The organism is Microbacterium sp. AC026, from assembly GCF_979258475.1.
Genome location: NZ_OZ409857.1, coordinates 514,807 through 532,979 on the forward strand (window position 1 = coordinate 514,807; position 18,173 = coordinate 532,979).

General features: G+C 68.0%; 18 protein-coding genes, 1 tRNA gene and 2 pseudogenes. 10 read left to right on the forward strand and 11 right to left on the reverse strand.

What is annotated here, in order from left to right; all coding sequences use genetic code 11:
- Position 1: 1 nt before the first annotated feature.
- The gene (locus ACZZ93_RS02705) at positions 2-1,924 is read right to left on the reverse strand and encodes an acetyl/propionyl/methylcrotonyl-CoA carboxylase subunit alpha (protein WP_463510422.1); all 1,923 of its coding nucleotides are present in this window, start codon (positions 1,922-1,924) and stop codon (positions 2-4) included.
- A gap of 5 nt (positions 1,925-1,929) precedes the next feature.
- Positions 1,930-3,482 (reverse strand): annotated as a pseudogene (locus ACZZ93_RS02710) (carboxyl transferase domain-containing protein).
- A gap of 112 nt (positions 3,483-3,594) precedes the next feature.
- On the opposite strand from ACZZ93_RS02710, the gene ACZZ93_RS02715 reads away from it, so the two are divergent.
- On the forward strand, positions 3,595-4,188 hold the full coding sequence (locus ACZZ93_RS02715) for a TetR/AcrR family transcriptional regulator (protein ID WP_295104899.1): 594 nt from the start codon (positions 3,595-3,597) through the stop codon (positions 4,186-4,188).
- On the opposite strand, the pseudogene ACZZ93_RS02720 reads toward ACZZ93_RS02715, so the two are convergent.
- The 3 genes and pseudogenes from ACZZ93_RS02720 to pdhA form a co-directional block, all read right to left on the reverse strand.
- Positions 4,181-5,544: pseudogene (locus ACZZ93_RS02720) on the reverse strand (dihydrolipoamide acetyltransferase family protein). The gene ACZZ93_RS02715 and the pseudogene ACZZ93_RS02720 sit on opposite strands and share 8 nt — an antisense overlap.
- Positions 5,541-6,551, reverse strand: coding sequence for an alpha-ketoacid dehydrogenase subunit beta (locus tag ACZZ93_RS02725; protein ID WP_056278708.1), 1,011 nt, complete (start codon positions 6,549-6,551; stop codon positions 5,541-5,543). The pseudogene ACZZ93_RS02720 and the gene ACZZ93_RS02725 overlap by 4 nt, the downstream one beginning before the upstream one ends.
- Positions 6,552-6,553: 2 nt before the next feature.
- Positions 6,554-7,669 carry a pyruvate dehydrogenase (acetyl-transferring) E1 component subunit alpha gene (gene pdhA / locus ACZZ93_RS02730; protein ID WP_463497047.1) on the reverse strand — a complete coding sequence of 372 codons (1,116 nt, stop codon included), beginning with the start codon at positions 7,667-7,669 and terminating at the stop codon, positions 6,554-6,556.
- A 168-nt stretch (positions 7,670-7,837) separates the two neighbouring features.
- Between pdhA and ACZZ93_RS02735 the strand changes: the two genes are divergently transcribed.
- A complete protein-coding gene (locus ACZZ93_RS02735; protein ID WP_463510423.1) occupies positions 7,838-8,311 on the forward strand; it encodes an Lrp/AsnC family transcriptional regulator in 474 nt (157 codons plus the stop codon).
- Here the strand turns inward: ACZZ93_RS02735 and ACZZ93_RS02740 are convergent.
- Complete coding sequence (locus ACZZ93_RS02740) at positions 8,283-9,182, reverse strand: alpha/beta fold hydrolase (RefSeq protein WP_053096042.1); 900 nt, start codon at positions 9,180-9,182, stop codon at positions 8,283-8,285. The two genes, ACZZ93_RS02735 and ACZZ93_RS02740, sit on opposite strands and share 29 nt — an antisense overlap.
- 80 nt (positions 9,183-9,262) lie before the next feature.
- Between ACZZ93_RS02740 and ACZZ93_RS02745 the strand changes: the two genes are divergently transcribed.
- The 7 genes from ACZZ93_RS02745 (at position 9,263) to ACZZ93_RS02775 (ending at position 13,712) form a co-directional block, all read left to right on the forward strand.
- Positions 9,263-10,015: an exonuclease domain-containing protein gene (locus ACZZ93_RS02745; protein WP_295102172.1), complete on the forward strand. Its 753-nt coding sequence runs from the start codon at positions 9,263-9,265 to the stop codon at positions 10,013-10,015.
- 267 nt (positions 10,016-10,282) lie between these two features.
- Positions 10,283-10,933 carry a helix-turn-helix transcriptional regulator gene (locus ACZZ93_RS02750; protein WP_463510424.1) on the forward strand — a complete coding sequence of 217 codons (651 nt, stop codon included), beginning with the start codon at positions 10,283-10,285 and terminating at the stop codon, positions 10,931-10,933.
- Positions 10,934-11,019: 86 nt separating this feature from the next.
- Positions 11,020-11,352 carry a DUF7882 family protein gene (locus ACZZ93_RS02755; protein WP_056278704.1) on the forward strand — a complete coding sequence of 111 codons (333 nt, stop codon included), beginning with the start codon at positions 11,020-11,022 and terminating at the stop codon, positions 11,350-11,352.
- A gap of 77 nt (positions 11,353-11,429) precedes the next feature.
- On the forward strand, positions 11,430-12,260 hold the full coding sequence (locus ACZZ93_RS02760; protein ID WP_463510425.1) for a glycosyltransferase family 2 protein: 831 nt from the start codon (positions 11,430-11,432) through the stop codon (positions 12,258-12,260).
- Positions 12,257-13,090, forward strand: coding sequence for an endonuclease/exonuclease/phosphatase family protein (locus ACZZ93_RS02765; RefSeq protein ID WP_463510426.1), 834 nt, complete (start codon positions 12,257-12,259; stop codon positions 13,088-13,090). Before ACZZ93_RS02760 ends, ACZZ93_RS02765 begins: the two co-directional genes overlap by 4 nt.
- Positions 13,087-13,404 carry a hypothetical protein gene (locus ACZZ93_RS02770; RefSeq protein WP_463510427.1) on the forward strand — a complete coding sequence of 106 codons (318 nt, stop codon included), beginning with the start codon at positions 13,087-13,089 and terminating at the stop codon, positions 13,402-13,404. Before ACZZ93_RS02765 ends, ACZZ93_RS02770 begins: the two co-directional genes overlap by 4 nt.
- Positions 13,347-13,712 (forward strand): hypothetical protein, encoded by a 366-nt coding sequence (locus ACZZ93_RS02775; RefSeq protein ID WP_463510428.1) that lies wholly within the window; start codon positions 13,347-13,349, stop codon positions 13,710-13,712. Before ACZZ93_RS02770 ends, ACZZ93_RS02775 begins: the two co-directional genes overlap by 58 nt.
- Here ACZZ93_RS02775 and ACZZ93_RS02780 read toward each other — a convergent pair.
- A tRNA-Ile gene (locus tag ACZZ93_RS02780) sits at positions 13,694-13,767 on the reverse strand. The two genes, ACZZ93_RS02775 and ACZZ93_RS02780, sit on opposite strands and share 19 nt — an antisense overlap.
- A 29-nt stretch (positions 13,768-13,796) precedes the next feature.
- Entirely contained in the window at positions 13,797-14,333 is a 537-nt protein-coding gene (locus ACZZ93_RS02785; RefSeq protein WP_056278703.1) for a gamma carbonic anhydrase family protein, read from the reverse strand.
- Positions 14,334-14,473: 140 nt separating this feature from the next.
- Here ACZZ93_RS02785 and ACZZ93_RS02790 point away from each other — a divergent pair, with 140 nt between their 5' ends.
- Entirely contained in the window at positions 14,474-14,959 is a 486-nt protein-coding gene (locus tag ACZZ93_RS02790; protein ID WP_463510429.1) for a Dps family protein, read from the forward strand.
- Between the two features lie 57 nt (positions 14,960-15,016).
- On the opposite strand, the gene ACZZ93_RS02795 is transcribed toward ACZZ93_RS02790, so the two are convergent.
- From ACZZ93_RS02795 to ACZZ93_RS02805, 3 genes are read right to left on the reverse strand one after another with little or no spacing between them, the layout of a single operon-like run.
- Complete coding sequence (locus ACZZ93_RS02795; RefSeq protein WP_463510430.1) at positions 15,017-16,513, reverse strand: amidohydrolase; 1,497 nt, start codon at positions 16,511-16,513, stop codon at positions 15,017-15,019.
- Positions 16,510-17,151: an FMN-binding negative transcriptional regulator gene (locus ACZZ93_RS02800; protein ID WP_053096036.1), complete on the reverse strand. Its 642-nt coding sequence runs from the start codon at positions 17,149-17,151 to the stop codon at positions 16,510-16,512. Before ACZZ93_RS02800 ends, ACZZ93_RS02795 begins: the two co-directional genes overlap by 4 nt.
- Positions 17,152-17,174: 23 nt before the next feature.
- Entirely contained in the window at positions 17,175-18,173 is a 999-nt protein-coding gene (locus ACZZ93_RS02805; RefSeq protein ID WP_463510431.1) for an Fpg/Nei family DNA glycosylase, read from the reverse strand.

Here is an 18,173-nt window from a genome sequence, read left to right on the forward strand (position 1 = left end):
GTCACTTCTCCTCTGTCGTCATGTGCGCGACCGGCTGGTCGCGTCGAACCTGATCGCCGACGGCGACCATGAGGCGCACCGTCCCGTCCTGGGGCGCCAGCACCGGGTGCTCCATCTTCATCGCCTCGATCGATACAAGAGGGGTGCCGGCGGTCACGACGTCGCCGTCCCGGACATGCACGGCCACCACGCTTCCCGGCATCGGAGCTCTCGCATCCGGACCGTTCGCGGACTCGCTCTGCTCCCTCTGCTGCAGACGGTGCAGCAACAGGGCTCGGCGATCGAGAGGCTCCAGGCGCACGGTGCGTCCGTCCTCGCTGACCCAGACCGCACCGTCGTCGTCCACCGCAGCCATGGTGCGCGACCGCGAGCCGCTGGATGCAGGCGCGGGGAGGACCTCGCCGCGTTCGGTCCGGAAGGAAATCTCGCGCCGATCGTCCTGCGTGAGGTCCTGCCACACCGCGCCCGCTCGCTGACTCGCCCTGGTTGCGCCGACCGCGTCATCCGTGCCTGAGACGGTTCGCCGTGCGGCGGCCAGCATCGTCGGCGATGGCGGCTCCTCGACGAGCGGCAGAAGCGTCTCGATGAGTCCCGTGTCGAGGTCCCCGGCCGTGACCCGCTCATCGCGGCAGAGTGTGCGCAAGAACCCGATGTTCGTGTCCACACCCAGCACGACGGTCCTGCTCAGAGCCTCATCGAGCAGGCGGAGCGCGGTGGTCCGGTCGTCAGCGAACGCGATGATCTTCGCGATCATCGGGTCGTAGAATCCGGTCACGTCGTTGCCCGTCTCCACGGCCGCATCGACCCTCACGCCGCGCGGCGGATCGAACAGCAGCACGCGTCCGGTCGAGGGCAGGAATCCGCGCTCAGGCGATTCCGCGTACACGCGCGCCTCGACGGCGTGACCGTGCAGACCCGGCGCAGGGTCGAGACGTCCGCCTGCCGCGACGTGGATCTGCAGGGCGACGAGGTCGAGGCCGGTGACCTCCTCGGTGACGGGGTGCTCGACCTGCAGGCGGGTGTTCATCTCGATGAAGAAGACCTGGTCCGGAACATCGGCGTCGATGAGGAACTCCACGGTTCCGGCGCCGACGTACGAGACGCTCTGTGCGGCCTGCGTGGCGGCTTCGAGGAGTCGGTCCCTCGTCGACTCGGGGATCCCCGCAGAGGGAGCCTCCTCGATCACCTTCTGGTGACGTCGCTGCAGCGTGCACTCGCGCTCGCCGAGGGTGATCACCGTTCCGTGAGCGTCGCCGAACACCTGCACCTCGATGTGCCGGGGGCGTCGGATGAGCCGCTCCAGGATCAGGGAGTCGTCACCGAACGCCGAACGCGCCACCCGTCGAGCGGACGCCAGTGCGGCGCTGAGCCCGGATGCCGCCTCGACGACCTCCATACCCTTGCCGCCGCCGCCCGCACTCGGCTTGACGAGCAGCGGGTAGCCGACAGTGTCGGCCTCGTCAGCGATCTCCGCGTCCGACAGTCCTCTCGCATCGAAACCCGGCACCACCGGGACGCCGGATCGCACGACATGATCACGGGCCTTCGCCTTGTCTCCCATGACCTGGAGTGCGTCGACCGACGGACCGATGAAGACGATGCCGCTCTCCGCGCATGCCTCGGCCAGCCCGACGCTCTCCGAGAGGAATCCGTAGCCCGGATGGATGGCCTGCGCTCCGGTCGCGCGGGCTGCGGCGATGACGGCATCGATGTCGAGGTACGACTCGGCGACCGGCGCCGGGCCGATCCGCACGGCTTGATCGGCCTCGCGCACATGGGGGGCGTCGGCATCCGCATCGCTGTAGACGGCGACGCTGCGGATGCCCATCGCACTGAGAGTGCGGATGACCCGGCGTGCGATCTCGCCTCGATTGGCGACGAGGACGCTGTCGAAACGATGGGAGGTGGAGACACTGTTCGTCATGGCGGTCACATCCGGAAGAGGCCGAAACGCGGCTCGGGCAGCGGGCTTCGCGCGACCACATCGAGGGCGAGCCCCAGCAGGTCGCGGGTCTGGGCGGGGTCGATGATGCCGTCGTCCCACAGGCGGGCGGTGGCGTAGTACGGCTCACCCTGGGTCTCGTACTGCTCCCGGATGGGCTGTTCGAACGCGAGCCTCTCGTCGGTATTCCACGCCTGTCCGCGAGCCGTCAGCTGGTCGTCCTTCACCGTCCCGAGAACGGAGGCCGCCTGGGCGCCGCCCATCACCGAGATACGGCTGGCCGGCCACGTCCACAGGAAGCGAGGCGAGTACGCACGTCCGCACATGGAGTAGTTGCCGGCCCCGAAGGATCCGCCGATGATGACGGTGAGCTTCGGCACGCGGGTGCTGGCGACGGCGGTGACCATCTTCGCTCCGTCCTTCGCGATGCCGCCCGCTTCGGCTTCCGATCCGACCATGAAGCCGGAGATGTTCTGCAGGAACACCAGAGGGATGCCGCGTTGGTCGCAGAGCTCTATGAAGTGCGCGCCCTTCAGGGCGGATTCGCTGAAGAGCACTCCGTTGTTCGCGACGATCCCGACCGGGTGCCCGTGCAGGCGCCCGAAGCCGGTGACGAGGGTCGTGCCGTACTCCTTCTTGAACTCGCGGAACGTGTCGCCGTCGATCAGCCGATCGATCACCTCGTGCACGTCGTACGGGGTGTTGACGTCGACCGGGACGACGTCATAGAGCGAGCCGGGTTCGGACGGCCGACGCGACTCGACCACGTCCCAGACCGGAGCGAGGGGCGACGGCAGGGTGGCGACGATGTCGCGCAGGATCTCGAGTGCGTGCTCGTCATCCTCGGCGAGATGGTCGACCACCCCGCTGCGCCGGGCGTGCAGTTCGCCGCCGCCGAGCTCCTCCGCCGACACGATCTCACCGATCGCCGCTTTCACGAGCGGAGGGCCGCCGAGGAAGATCGTCCCCTGGCCACGCACGATGACGGTCTCGTCACTCATCGCGGGGACATAGGCTCCGCCCGCCGTGCACGAACCGAGCACGGCGGCGAGCTGCGGGATCCCCTCCGCGGACATCCTGGCCTGGTTGAAGAAGATGCGTCCGAAGTGCTCGCGGTCCGGGAACACCTCGTCCTGCTTGGGGAGGAAGGCGCCGCCGGAGTCGACGAGGTAGAGACACGGAAGTCGATTCTCGAGCGCTATCTCCTGTGCGCGCAGGTGCTTCTTGACCGTGAGCGGATAGTAGGTTCCGCCCTTGACTGTCGCGTCGTTGCACACGACCATCACGTGCCTGCCGTGGACGAGGCCGATCCCCGCGATGACTCCTGCGGCTGGCGCCTCTCCCCCGTACAGTCCGTCGGCCGCCAACGGGGCGATCTCGACGAAGGGGCTGCCCTCGTCGAGGAGTCTGGTCACGCGATCACGCGGGAGGAGCTTGCCGCGCGCGACGTGCCGTTCCCGGGATGCCTGCGGCCCCCTTGAGCGGCGACGGCCAGTCGTTCGTGCAGCTCGGCAGCGAGAGACTGCTGGGTTGCGGGCATCGTGACGTCCTCCTCGACCACATCGCGCCGGCGTCATCGCCCTGGCGCATTCGATGCTTTCTCGGTTAGTGTTCACTAACCGATCGCATCAGGTTAGCGAGGATTAACTGAGATGACAAGCCCTCCCACTGCGCGAGACCGCGCCAAGGCGGAGCGGTCTGACGCGATCCTCCGAGAAGCCGCACGGCTCTTCGCCGAGAGCGGATACAACGGTGTGAGCCTCGAGGACATCGGCGCCGCCGTAGGCGTCTCCGGACCGGCGGTCTACCGCCACTTCGCCGGCAAGCAGGCGCTGCTCGGCGCCGTGCTCGTCCAGGTGAGCGATGACCTGGTCGCGGGCGGCACGAGTGTCGCGGCGGGCGGGTCCACACCCGAGGAGCGCATCCGCGCGCTCGTCGCCTTCCACGTGGAGTTCGCGCTGGGTCACGCGGATGTGATCCGAGTGCATGACCGGGACGTCGCGCATCTCGCCGCTCAGGATCATGCGGAGGTCCGCCGGCTGCAGCGCGCATACATCGAGCTCTGGATCGAGACCCTGAGCCCTCTGGTCGATGCCGACGCCGACGAGCTTCGCCTGCGGGTGCAAGCGTGCTTCGGGCTCATCAACTCGACACCGCACAGCACGCGCGCGGCGTCCCGGCAGCGCTCCGCCACCGCGACAGTGCTCGCCGCGATGGCGGAATCAGCGCTCCGAGCGACTACCTGAGCAGCATCGCCCTCCCAGGTTCCTCCAACACGTCCGCGACGTCCTTGAGGAACCTCGCTCCCTCCGCCCCGTCGACGATGCGGTGGTCGAACGACAGGCTGAGAGTCATCACCTGGCGAAGGGCGATCTCACCGCGGTACTCCCACGGAAGGCGCCGGACGGCGCCGACGGCGAGGATTCCCGACTGCCCCGGAGGCAGGATGGGGGTGCCCGCGTCGATGCCGAACACACCGATGTTCGAGATGGAGAAGGTGCCGCCCGCCAGCTCGACAGGAGATGTGCGTCCTTCCCGCGCGGTGACGGCGAGAGATGCCACCGCATCGGCGAGCTCCGTGAGTGTCAGAGACTCGGCGTCGCGGATGTGAGGCACGATGAGTCCCCGCTCGGTCGCTGCGGCGATCCCGAGGTCCACGTATCCGAACTGCACGATCTCGCCCGCGGACTCGTCCCATCGGGCATTGAGCCCGGGCGTGCGACTCAAGGCGAGACAGGCCGCTTTCGCCACCACCGCAAGCGGACCGATCCGATGCTCCGAGAGTGAGCTGTCGCCCCGCAGCGAGGCGATGAGGTCCATCGTCGCCGTGACATCCACCGTGTGGAAGACCGTGACGTGCGGTGCGGTGAACGCGCTCTCGACCATCGCCGCAGCCGTGTGCTTGCGAATTCCGCGGATGGGGATCCGCGTCTCCCGAGAGCCACTACCGAGGCTCGCGGCATCGTCCGGAACCCGCGGTCGGGGAGGCGCGGGATCGACCTGTTCTGCGGTCGTCGCCGTACGAGACGCGTAGTCGTCGACATCCCCGCGGGTGATCACGCGATCCCCCACCGTCGCCGCCACCAGCACGAGATCGATCCCGAGACGCTTGGCATACGCACGCACGGGCGGAGTGGAGCGCGGCCGCTCGGCGACGACCTCGACGCTCACGGTCGGCGACGCGTCGTGCGGCGCCGCTTCGAGCACGGCCGTGTCGGTCGCCGCCCGTCCGCCGACCGCACGTCTGGCACGTCGGGCCGGTCGCCCGGATGCTGATGGCGCAGCTCCGTAGCCCACGAGGTTGGGCTGCGCCTTCTCCTCAGCACCGCCGCCATCCGAGGCGGCAGACGAAGCGTCGTCGGCTCCCTCGACATCGAACTCGATCAGCGGCGCGCCCACTGCGACGGTCTCCCCGCCGCAGCATGCAGGGCTGTGACGACGCCTGCGTGCGGAGAAGGCAACTCGACGATCGCCTTGGCGGTCTCGACCTCGGCGAGAGTCTGATTGAGCGCGACGACATCGCCGGGAGCGACGAGCCACTGGACGACCTCCGCCTCTGTGAGTCCTTCTCCGAGGTCGGGCAGTCTGAACTCCGCGTTCACGCGTCTGCTCCCGTCAGGCTGTTCGGACGGTCGAGCACCCGGTCGACGGCGTCCAGCAGTCGGTCGAGATCCGGCAGATGGTATTTCTCGAGCTTCGCCGGCGGGTACGGGACGTCGTGTCCGGTCACGCGCAACGGCGCCGACTCGAGGTACTCGAAGCAGCGCTCCGTGACGCTCGCGATCACCTCAGCCGCCATACCGGCCTCTCGCGACGCCTCGTGCGCGACGACGACACGGCCGGTCTTGCGGACCGACGTCGCCACGGTGTCGTAGTCGACCGGCGACAGCGAACGCAGATCGATGACCTCGAGCGAGATGCCATCGTCTTCGGCGGCCTCGGCGGCCTGCAGCGCGGTCGTCACCATCGCCCCGTAGGTGATGAGCGTCGCATCATCGCCTGTGCGGACGACTCGCGCGAGTCCCATGGGGGCGGCATCCGCGAGCGGGGCGTCGAGATCGACATCGCCCTTGTGGTGGTAGAGCCGCTTCGGCTCGAAGAAGATCACCGGGTCGTCCGACGCGATCGCCTGGCGAAGACTCCGGTAGGCGTCTTCCGGATTGGAGACCGCGATCACACGGAGCCCTGCGGTGTGCACGAAGTACGCCTCAGGCGATTCCGAGTGATGCTCGGCAGCACCGATGCCTCCCGCCCAGGGGATGCGGATCGTGATCGGCATCTTCACTCGGCCCTGCGTCCGGTAGTGCAGCTTCGCCACCTGCGCGACGATCTGGTCGAAGGCCGGATAGACGAAACCGTCGAACTGGATCTCGACCACAGGCCGATAGCCGCGGAACGCCAACCCGACCGCCATGCCGACGATGCCGGATTCAGCGAGGGGCGTGTCGATGACACGCTGGGGCCCGAACTCGTCGAGGAGTCCATCCGTGATGCGGAAGACGCCTCCGAGCTTGCCGATGTCCTCGCCCAGCAGCACGACCTTGTCGTCGTCGCGCATCGCCCGTCGTAGACCTGCTCCGAGCGCCTTTCCGAGAGTGATCTGAGTCATGCTCACGCCTCGCCGTCGAACGACGCGAGGTACGCGGCGTACTCGTCGCGCTGCCGCTCGAGGCCGGAGTGCGGCTCTGCGTAGACGCCGTCGAACACCGCGAGCGGAGGACGCGTCACCATGCCCAGGCACTCGGCGCGCATGTCTCGAGCCGCGGCGTCCGCCGCTCTCTGCGTGTCCGCGAGCTGGTCGTCGTCGAGCTCCCCGATCGAGCGCAGGTGTGCCTCCAGCCGGGCGATGGGGTCACGCTCACGCCATGCCTGGAGTTCGTCGTCGCTGCGGTAGCGGGTCGGGTCGTCGGCTGTCGTGTGCGGCCCCATGCGATATGTGACGGCCTCGATGTAGGCGGGGCCCTGTCCGGACCGCGCGTGCGCGAGAGCCCAGCGCATCGCGGCCATGCAGGCCAGCACGTCGTTGCCGTCCACGCGCAGGCTCGGGATGCCGAAGCCGGGCGCGCGTCCGGCGATCGGATACTGCGATTGCACCGACACCGGCTCCGAGATGGCCCAGTGGTTGTTCTGGCAGACGAACACCACCGGAGCCTGATACGAGGACGCGAAGATCATCGCCTCGTTCACATCTCCCTGGCTCGTGGCACCGTCGCCGAAGTAGGTGACGGCGACCTCGTCGGCATCTTCGTGACGGATGCCGAGCGCATACCCCACCGCGTGGAGCGTCTGCGCTCCGATGATGATCTGCAACGGAGCGACGCGGAGCGCTGCGGGGTCGTGACCCGCGCCCTCTTCACCACGCCACATACGGACGAAGTCGCCCGGCTGCGCGCCACGTGCATAGATGACACCCGTCTCGCGGTAGCTCGGGAAGACGTAATCCTGCGGTGCGAGCGCCCTCGCGGTTCCGATCTGGGTCGCCTCCTGCCCCTGGCATGGCGCCCAGAGACCCAGCTGGCCCTGGCGCTGGAGCGCCACCCCCTCCGCGTCGATGCGCCGGAGGACGACCATGTCGCGGTGGAGCGCGCGCAGTCCGGCACCGTCGACGTCGGCGACGAACCCGTCGAGACGAGTGTTCGCGACGCGCTCGCCGTCCGGCGCGAGGATGCGCTCCGCGAGTTCGAGATCCTGCGCCATGTCGGCGATCGGAGTGATCTGGGGTGACATCGTCGTCCTCCTCGTTCGTGGCCGTCGTCACGGGTTCTACGCGCGGCCCCGGCCTCAGCGCCGGTTCACTTGAGAGTACGTCCGCTCATCACCTCGCTCAAGCAATCGAGAGCGGCTTGAGCATGTTGCCAAATCTGGGGTACATCGTGCCTGCTATCGTTTGGCACTATGGCCGGACTTGACCACATTGATCTGGAACTTCTCGCCGCACTCGCCGATGACCCTCGCGTGACGATCGTGGCGCTGGCGGAGAATCTCGGACTCTCCCGCAACACCATCCAGGCGCGCATGGCGCGACTCGAGCAGACAGGGATCTTCCAGTCGTACGAGCGGTCGTTCTCGACCGACGTGCTGGGGTTCCCCCTTCAGGCGTTCGTGAGCATCGGCGTGCGTCAGACCGAATTGCCGCGGATCATCAACGAACTGGCGCGCATTCCCGAGGTCGTGCAGGCGCACGGACTCAGCGGATCGATCGATCTGCTGGCACGCGTCGCGTGCAGGGACGCCCGCCACCTGTTCGACACCGATGCGCGCATCCTGTCGATCGACGGAGTCGAGCGGACCGAGACCTCCCTGGCCATGGGCGAGGTCATCCCCTTCCGCGTTGCCGGCCTCATCGGGCTCGCGAGACGGGAATCCTGAGGAATCGTCGTACGGCGCCTGCAGCCTCGGCAGGCGTCTCGTAATGGATCAGGTGTCCGACCTCGGCGATCTCCACGAGGGTCGCGTCATCGAATCTGGTGGCGAGCTCCCGCTCGACCTCGATCGGTGTGATGTCGTCGCGCTGAGCGGCGATGAGCAGAGTCGGGGTCGGGATCGAGCGGGCGAATTCGCTCACATCATGCGACACGCTCGTCACGAAGGCGTCCCGCAGGACATCGCGGTCGGCGAAACGCGAGAAGTAGGTGTCGTGCTGATCGTGGATGAAACGGCGCAGCTGCGGGTCCGACGTCTTCGCCATCGTGATGCTCATGACTCTGACGATCAGTCGATTCCGCAGCAGAGCAGTGCCCAGCCGCTCGGGCAGCCGCGCCCCGAGCGAGTAGTACAGCACGGCCAGCCGCGTCATGATGCCCTTGGGTCCTTCGAGGGCGGGTGCGCCGATCGGATTGATGAGGATCAGCCGCGGAGTCTCGAGCCCTGCCGCCACGGCCGCGGAGGCGACGATCGATCCGAAGGAGTGCCCGAGGATCACCGCCCCGGGGGCCACCGCAGCGGCGAACTCGGTCAGCCACGCGACGTACTCATCGAGATCGTACGAGCGCCCGGCGACGGGCGCCGTCTCTCCGAAGCCGGGAAGGTCGGGAGAGATCACCCGGACCTCGGGAAGGAACGCGAGAACCGGCTCGAGACCGTGGTGCTCGCCTCGGAATCCATGCACGGCGACGACTGTCACATCTGCGTCGGAGGGACCGTACTCCCAGTACACGGTCGTCCCGCCTCTGACCTCGACCTCATGACGCACGACCGGCAGTCGGCTCAGACGGTCGGCATACGGAGAGGGCGCTGGCATGGATCAAGTCTAGGGTCGTCGCATGCGGGATCCCCGTGTGCCTCCGCCCCGATGTCGGAGCCCGGTTCTACGGTGAGATCATGCCCCCGGCACCCTCGCTCCCGCACTGGATCACTCGCGTAGGCGTGTTCGACCTCGAGACGACCGGTGTGGACGTGGAGCACGACCGCATCGTCAGCGCACACGTCGGGCTCCTCGACGCCGGCGGCCGCGAGATCGCCGCACGGGACTGGCTCGCGGATCCCGGCATGCCGATTCCGGACGGCGCCACCGCCGTGCACGGGATCTCGACCGAGCACGCGCGCCGCCACGGACGGCAGGGCGCCGAGGTGGTCCGAGAGGTCACGGCGGCCCTGCGATCCCTGCTTTCTCAAGGTGTGCCGATCGTGGCCTACAACGCCGCATACGATTTCTCCCTCCTGGCGCACGAGGCGCATCGCCACGGCATCCCGCCACTGGAGGACCCTTCACCGATCATCGACCCGCTCGTGATCGACAAGGCCTATGACCGCTATCGTCCGGGCAAGCGCACGCTCGAGGTGGTCGCAGCCCTCTATGCGGTGCGCCTCGAGGACGCCCACGAAGCGGCGGCGGATGCCGTGGCCGCCGGCCGGGTCGCGCAGGCTCTGGCCCGCCAGTTCGTGCTTCCGGATACGCTGGAAGAGCTGCACACACGCCAGATCGGGTGGGCCCGCTCTCAGGCGGCGAGCCTCACGGAGTACTTCATCCGGATGGGCCGCATCGAACCTGATGAGCGCCTCGACGGAACCTGGCCGGTCCGTGCACGTCGAACCGTTCAGGAGGTGCCCCGCGATGCGATTCCGTACCAGTGACGTCTCGCGTGTCGAGAGCACCTGGAAGCAGTTCGTTCCGTCCGCCGTACTGCACGACGTCGACCCGCAACGCTTCCGCTTCGACTGGCACTCTGCCGATCTCGGTGCCGTGAGTCTCGTGCGCTACGACCTCGCCGCCGAGGTGCGCTCGACAGCCGAACCACAGGACCAGGTGCTGGTCTGCCGTGTCGATGGGCCCGATGCCCGGGTGTACTCCGATCGAGGAGATCTCGATGCGAGTCTCCCTGGATCTCCGATGGTCCGAGAGTGCGCGCCCGCTGGGATGCGGGAGCGAGGGTCACGGCACTCGTCTTCGAGCGGGACACCCTGACCCGCCTCGCGAAGAGGATCAGTGGCGACGACGGCGTATCCGTCCGCGTGGGCGATCTCGCTCCGCGCTCCGCGCACGCCGGGGCTGCCTGGGATCGCATGTTCGCGTATCTCGAGATGAGCGCCGCGGATCTCGTCGACGATGCGGACGATGACGATCTCGTGCGCAGCGAACTGGCCCGCCATGCCGCGGCGACGACGCTCGCGGCCTTCGCGACGACGAGTCGCCTGCAACGGCATCGGCCGGCGCAGAGCACGCCGGCGCCGGCGACGGTGCGTCGCGCCCTCGCCTTCATCGCCGAGAACTCGCACCGGCCGATCACGGTCGACGACGTCGCCGCTGCCGTCCACATCTCGACGCGAGGCCTTCAATACGCCTTTCGGCGCGCGCTCGACACGACGCCGGCGGAGTCGCTGAGGCAGGCGCGCCTCGATGGAGCGCACCGCGACCTGCGTACGGGCTCACCGACGACGGTCGCCGCGGTGGCCCGCCGGTGGGGTTTCTCGCATCCGTCTCGCTTCGCCGCGGCGTATCGCGAGAGCTTCGGCGTGCTTCCTTCTGTGACGGCGGCGAAGCACCGTCGATGACACTATGCGAACAGATTGTTCGCACGTGTCGCGCGCCGCGACCAGCACGCCGAGAGCGGCGCCGACTGAGACATATATTCCGAGATATGGGTTCTCTCTATTACGGCGGCTCGGAGCCGATCCATATCGAAGATCGGGCGCTCGCGCACCTCAAGGTCGTCGTTGCGACGAAGTTGCGTCGCAACGAGAGCTTCACACTCACGTGGAAGCATCCTGACGGTGACACCGAAGGCCGTTCGACGGTCTGGCTGCATCCGTCGATCCCGCTGCGGTTCGTCTTCGACGAGAGCGAGACGCCCGAGCTCAGCCGCCGATGGATCGAGGATCTCGCTCATTCGGCCAACTCGAGCGGGGGCATCACGCTCGTCGACGAGGTCATCGACCCCTCGCCCGACCTCGACGCCGCGGGCACTCGCTGACGTCCACAGGCATCGGCACGCACCCGCCGGTGTCAAGTCCCTCGCGCCCGACGTCGGGTGATGCCACGATCGAACCGATGACGGCACACACCGAGGGGCACACGATGGAGACGGTCGATGGCCTTCCGTCGACGGCGAATCAGGGCACACGGCTCACCACGTCAGTGGTCATCCCGGTCAAGGACGATGCCGAGCTGCTGGCGCGCTGCCTGAGCGCTCTGCACGCCCAGGACCAGCCGGCCGACGAGATCATCGTCGTCGACAACGGCTCATCCGACTCGTCGGCCTCCGTCGCCCTCGCCTGGGGTGCGCGCGTGCTGACGTGTCTCTATCCCGGCATTCCCGCTGCAGCGTCGACCGGGTATGACGCGGCTCTCGGCGAACTGATCCTGCGCCTCGACGCGGACTGCGAACCGGATGCTCAGTGGATCACGGCCATCGTCTCGGCCTTCGACGACGACGAGCACCTCGGGGCGATCACTGGGCCCGCGCGCTTCACGGACGGGCCGGCAGCCCTGCGCACGCCACTCTCGCGGCTCTATCTCGGCGCCTATATGACCCTCTTGAGCGTCACTCTCGGACATCTGCCCCTCTTCGGATCCAATCTCGCGTTCCGCAGGGAGGCCTGGCAGGCCGTGCGGTCCGACGTGCACCGAGGAGACCCCGACATCCACGACGACCTCGACCTCGCCTTCCACCTCGGCGAGAACCACCGCATCGCCCGGCTCCCGCACACCACGATGGGGATGTCGATGAGGCCGCTCACCGCAGGACAGTTCGGTCGACGCGTGCACCGAGGCGTCCGTAGCGTGCTCGTGCACTGGCCCCGCGACTTCCCACCCCTGCGTTGGGGACGGCTCATCGTCCGCCGCCGCCTGTTCAGCACCGCGGGACGGAGCGCCCGGTGACGGTCGTGCCGCTGATCGGTCCCGTTGCTGCACCGGACCTGCACGTGATGTCGTTCAACATCCGTCGCGCGATGGAAGGCGCCCTGCGTCGGAAGCGTGACCGCTGGAGCCATCGCGAGCCTGCGGTCGCCGAGATGATCCGCTCGGAGCGGCCGACCGTCCTCGGACTGCAGGAAGTGCTCCCCCGATCGCTGAACGCCGTCACCGACGCCCTCGGGCGGGACCATCGGTTCATCGGCAGAGGGAGGAACCGCGATGGCACTGGTGAGGGAACACCCATCCTCTACGACGCGTCGCGGCTGGAGCTGCGCGGGTGGGACCAGCACGCTCTCTCGACACGGATCGACGAGCCGGGCAGCCTGTCATGGGGAGCGCTCTTTCCTCGCATCGTCGTCTCCGCGGAGTTCAGGGACAGGTCGACAGGGGTCGGGTTCCTGGTCGTCAACACCCATCTCGATCATCTCTCGCGTCGGTCTCGGCGACGTTCTGCCGAAATCATCGCCGCACTGGTTCGCGCGCGCGCCCTTCCGACGGTCGTGATGGGAGACCTGAATGCGGGCCCCGGCTCCCAGGCCCTGCGCACACTCGTCTCGCGCGCCGATCTGAGCGACTCCTGGGGCGCGGCAGACGATCGGCTGACGCCCCTGTGGAGCACCCTCAGCGGATATCGGCGTCCGAAGGTCGGCGGTCGACGCATCGATTGGCTGCTCGTCAGTCCGGATGTCCGAGTCCGTGCGGCTGCAGTGAACGCACACGTCTTCGACGGGATCGCACCCTCGGATCATCGCCCGGTGCAGGCGCTCCTGCGCCTGACGGGGAGGACACCGTGAAAGAGGACTTCCTGCGACCGCCGCGCACCGTCACGGAGTGGTCGGCCGACTTCGTGCGGGCGGTGGGCATCATCGGGGTCGCCGTCGCGCTGGTATGGCTCGCCCCGACCGACGCCGGCATCGCGGCGCTTGCGCTTCCCGCTCTGATGCTGCCGCGAGTTCTGGGCATGCGCGGGTGGTTCGACCTCACTGTATGCGCCACCGTGCTCGTGGCGGCGTGGAGCAATGTGCTCGACCTGTACCGGTCGATCCCCGGATGGGACCTGCTCCTGCACCTGATCTGCACGGGGTTCTCACGGTCGTCGCCGCACTGATCCTCACCCGGGCAGATGTCGTGCCCCTGACTCGCGACTCGGGCGCCAGCCGACGCACCTCGCTGATCCTCGCGCCCGTCCTGGCGCTGGCGCTGAGCGCGGTGTGGGAGATGATCGAGTGGCTCGGCTGGGCCTACCTCAGTGACGAGATCTTCGTCACCTACCAGGACACGATCGGCGACATGGTCTTCGGCGCCTTGGGCGGGATCGCCGCCGGAACAGTCCTCGCGACGTCGTCCCTCGATCGACAGCGGTCGACCGATGACGTCGCTGCGAAGCGGAGCAGGAGTAGGGCGGGCGGGACTTGAACCCGCGATCGTTGGGTTATGAGCCCACTGCCTTAACCAGCTTGGCCACCGCCCCGTGAGGACCAGCCTATCGGTCGATTCCGATCAGATCGGTGTCGCCGCGGCGTGGGTCCGGACGTGCGCGAGGTAGACGTCGGCGTTCGCGATCAGGTCAGCACGCTCCTGGTCGCTGAGCGCTCGGCGCACCTTCGCGGGCACCCCGGCCACCAGTGATCCGTCTGGCACCTCTGTGCCTCCGAGCACGACGGCTCCACCGGCGATGAGACAGCCGGCGCCGATGACGGCCCCGCTGAGCACGACGGCTCCCATGCCGATGAGCGAACCGTCTCCGATCGTGCACCCATGGACGACCGCGTTGTGACCGATCGACACCTTCGCGCCGATGACGACCGGATGCGCCGCGTCGACATGGACCGAGACATTGTCCTGGACGTTGCTGTCGCGTCCGACCGCGATGGAGGCAGAGTCGCCTCGAAGGACCGCGTTGTACCAGACACTCGCACCCTCGGCCAGCGACACGTCTCCCACGATGCGTGCGCCCTCGGCGATGAACGCGTCGGCGGCGATCCACGGGGACTTCCCCGGCAGGGCGAGGACGGAGGCTCCGGCAGCGATGCTCATAAGGTGAGACTATCCTCCCAAGCCCGGATTTCCGCGTGATTCCGGGCCACTAAGCCGAGCCTTCGCTTGCTTGCGGAATGATTTCAGACGAGTAGCGTTGTCCTCATCAGGCACGAAGAGACAACTCCGGAGGAGTCACAATGAACAAGGTACAGACCGTTTCCACCACCGCCAGCGACCCGACCGTGGCCGCTGCAGCGTCTCAGTTCCTCTCCCCCGTCGTGCTCGGTCTCCAGGCGCTGACGATCGACGGCAAGCAGGCTCACTGGCATGTCCGCGGCGCCAACTTCGTCGGAGTTCATGAGCTTCTCGACACCATCGTCGCGCACGCCGGCGACTTCGCCGACACGGCCGCCGAGCGGATCGTCGCCCTCGGTCTCCCGATCGACGCGCGCATCAGCGCCGTCGCCGCCAAGGGCGGTGCGACGTCGGTTCCGGCTGGCTTCACCCAGTCCGATGAGCTCGTGCGCGCCGTCATCTCCGACATCGACGCGATCCTCGTCGACGTGAAGGCAGCGATCGACGGGCTCGACGAGGTCGACCTCACGAGCCAGGACGTCGCGATCGAGATCATGCGCGGGCTCGAGAAGGACCGCTGGTTCCTCGTGTCGCACATCGCAGCCTGAGCACCCACGCGACGAAGAAGGGCACCGGGCTTCCGGTGCCCTTCTTCGTTCTCGCGCTCATCCGCCGTAGGTCAGCCGCCCGGCGACCATCGTCGCCATGACCGGCATCCCTCGCAGATCCGCACCTGATGCGGAGAGCGGGTCGTAGCCGCACAGGGCGATGTCTGCGGCCTCCCCCGGACGCAGAGCCGTGCGGACGCTCGCCTGGATCGCCTGTTCCCTCGTCAGTCGCTCTTCGGGGTGCCAGGGGTCGCGATCATCGTCCGTGCGGGTGACCGCAGCGGCGATCGCCTGCCAGGGATCGAGGGGAGCCACGGGAGCGTCGGATCCGAAGCGGATCTCCACACCGGCGTCTCGGAGGGCACTGAGCGGATAGCCGATCGACGTCTGCCCGGCCCAGTGCCGGCCGACCAGATCCCTGTCATCGAGCGCGTGCTGCGGTTGCACACTCGCGATGACGCCGAGCCTGCCGAACCGCGCGAGGTCGGAGTGCCGCACCAGCTGAGCGTGCTCGATGGTTCCGACGGCACCCGCCACCGTGAAGGCGTCCAGCGCCCCGGTGACGGCGCGATCACCGATCGCATGCACCGCGACCGAGAGCCCTGCGCCGGTGGCGGTCGTGAGCAGCTCGGCGAGCTCGGCGGTCGGCACATTGAGCACCCCGAAATTCTCGGGATCGCCAGGATACGAATGCGAGCAGGCCGCGGTGCGCGTGCCCAGCGAGCCGTCGCTGATGATCTTCAGCGGCCCGATCCGGATCAGGCCGCGCCCGGCTTCCGGTGCGTCCGCCGCCTCGTGCAGCTCGCCCGACCGGAGCCCGGCGCGGATCGCACGTCCGAGGTCGAAAGGGTAGATGGCGAACTCGACACGATGGGCAGCGAACCCGGCACGGATACGCCGCGGCCAGGCATCGGCGTTCCAGGCCATGTCGAAGTCCACCAGGCCGGTGATGCCTCGAGAGGCGGCCCTCTCCCCCGCGTCGCGGACCGCTCTGTCGCCGCGTTCCGGGTCGACGGCGTTCAGGCGACGGGAGATCTCGAAGGCTTGCTCCTCTCTGAGCATCCCGTCCGGACTGTCGAAGCCCTCGAGCCGCAACGCCGCCGAGTTGAGCCACGTGCTGTGCACATCCGCGTTGATGAGATAGGTGGGCACTTCTCCCGTGGCGCTGTCGAGAAGTGCGAGCGAGGGCTGATCGGGCCACATCGCATCACGGAACCCGCTGCCGACCTTCCGCCCGTCCGGGAGGGGCGCCGCGGAGGACATGATCGCAGCCGCCTCAGACGCGGAGCCCGCGCCACCGAGAGCGACGCGTTCGGCGGCCAGAGCCCACTGCACCGTGTGCACGTGGTTGTCCCAGAGGCCCGGCACGGCCCACGCTCCGTTGCCGTCGAGGATGCGCCCCTGTGGCGGCAGCGCTCCGGCGGGGGCGATGTCGCTGATCCGGCCGTCTTCGATGAAGATGTCGACGGGCTCGTCGTCGATCAGGAACTCCTTGCCCGGTCCTGAGACCCGGACGCCCGACAGGGTGGCCACGCTGTCTGCGGCTCCGGTCACGAGCGGGCTCCGACGCGCGCCTGCTGGGCGCGACGCATCTCGGCGGCGAGGGCGGGCTGTGCGTACGGCCCATCGGCCTCGAGTTCGGCGATGATGGTCTCCACTGTCTCGGCCGGCTTGTTCTGACTCAGTTTGCGTTTGGCGACGACGCGTGTCGGGGTGAGCCTGAATCCCACCGTCCCTGCGGCCAGCCGTGTGATGAACGCGGGGTCGTTCGGCCGTTCCCACATCTGCCGTGGCTCCGGCATCCGCCCCTCGAAACGGTCGACGAGTCGATCGAGAACGGCGAGATTCTCTTCGTCGCTGAGTATCTCGGGAACTCCGGCAAGATGAACGGCCGTGTAGTTCCACGTCGGAACGGACGGGACATCGCCATACCAGCCCGGTGAGATGTAGCCGTGCGGCCCCTGGAACACGATGAGCAGTTCCCTCTCGCCCAAGCCGTGGATCAGGTCGTCGGGCCGGCCGACGTGACCGACGACCGTGAGATCATCGCGATCCTGGTCGAGCAGCACGACGTAGTGAGAGGAGACGAGGCCCTCCGGTCCGTCGCTCACTATGGTCGCCCACGGATCGGCATCGATGACCCGACGGATCTCGGCCACATCAGCGAGCGTGAAACTGGGGTTCTGACGCATCCTCTCAGCCTACGGCTGACCGGTCAGGCCTGGCAGCGCGGGCACCAGTACAGCTTGCGGGCGCCGATCTCCTCGAGTGCGATCTCGGTGCCGCAGATACGACACGGCAGACCGGCACGATGGTAGACCCAGTGGCGATCGTCGCGGCTCGCCATCGCCGCCCGATAGGCGTCGGGCGACAGATTATCCATGGTCATCATCTGGCCGGTCTCCACACCGACGGCCAGCAGCCGCACCCAGTCGCGCCACAGTGCTCGCACGACCTCCTCGGGCACCTCGCGGCCGGGCGTGTGGGGGTTCAGCCGCTGTCGGAACAGCATCTCCGCCCGATACACGTTTCCGATGCCGCTGACCACGGCCTGATCCATCAGCAGAAGTGCGATCACTGTCTGCTTCTTACGGACCGCCTGCACGAAGCGCTCCTCGTTCTGCGCGGGATCCCCCACGAGGGGATCCGGGCCGAGCTTGGCGACGCTTGCGAGCATCTCCTCCGGACTCTGGAGCACGCAGGCCGTGGGGCCGCGCAGATCGGCAGCCGTGATGTCGGTCATCAGACGCAGTCGAACCTGACCGACGACCGGCGGCGGCCATTCGAGTCCCTCGTCGGCGAGCCCCTTCGTCTGCTCCGACATGCGCACGTGCACCCGAGTCCGGCGAGGTGCGCCGATCGAGGCGAGCGAGTTCTCTCCGGCATCGTCGAGGATCTCCTCGTCGACCACAGTTCCGCGCTGGTTCGTCTGGCCCATGCGGCCGTTCGCAGAGGCGATCGTCGGGTCGACCAGGATGTCGCCGGCGAAGTCCCACGCTCCGTACAGGCCGAGGTGCACCCGAAGCCACACATCGCCTTCGGCTTCGAGGAACATCTGCTTCCCCACCGCCTGCACGCTGATCGCCTCACGACCGTTCAGGACGGCCGCCCCCTCGGCGAATCGTCCCTGGGGGCTCGAGGCGAGCATCTGCTTGCCGACGAAGTTACGGTCGAACTGGCGCGCGATGCGGTGGACCGAATGTCCCTCGGGCAT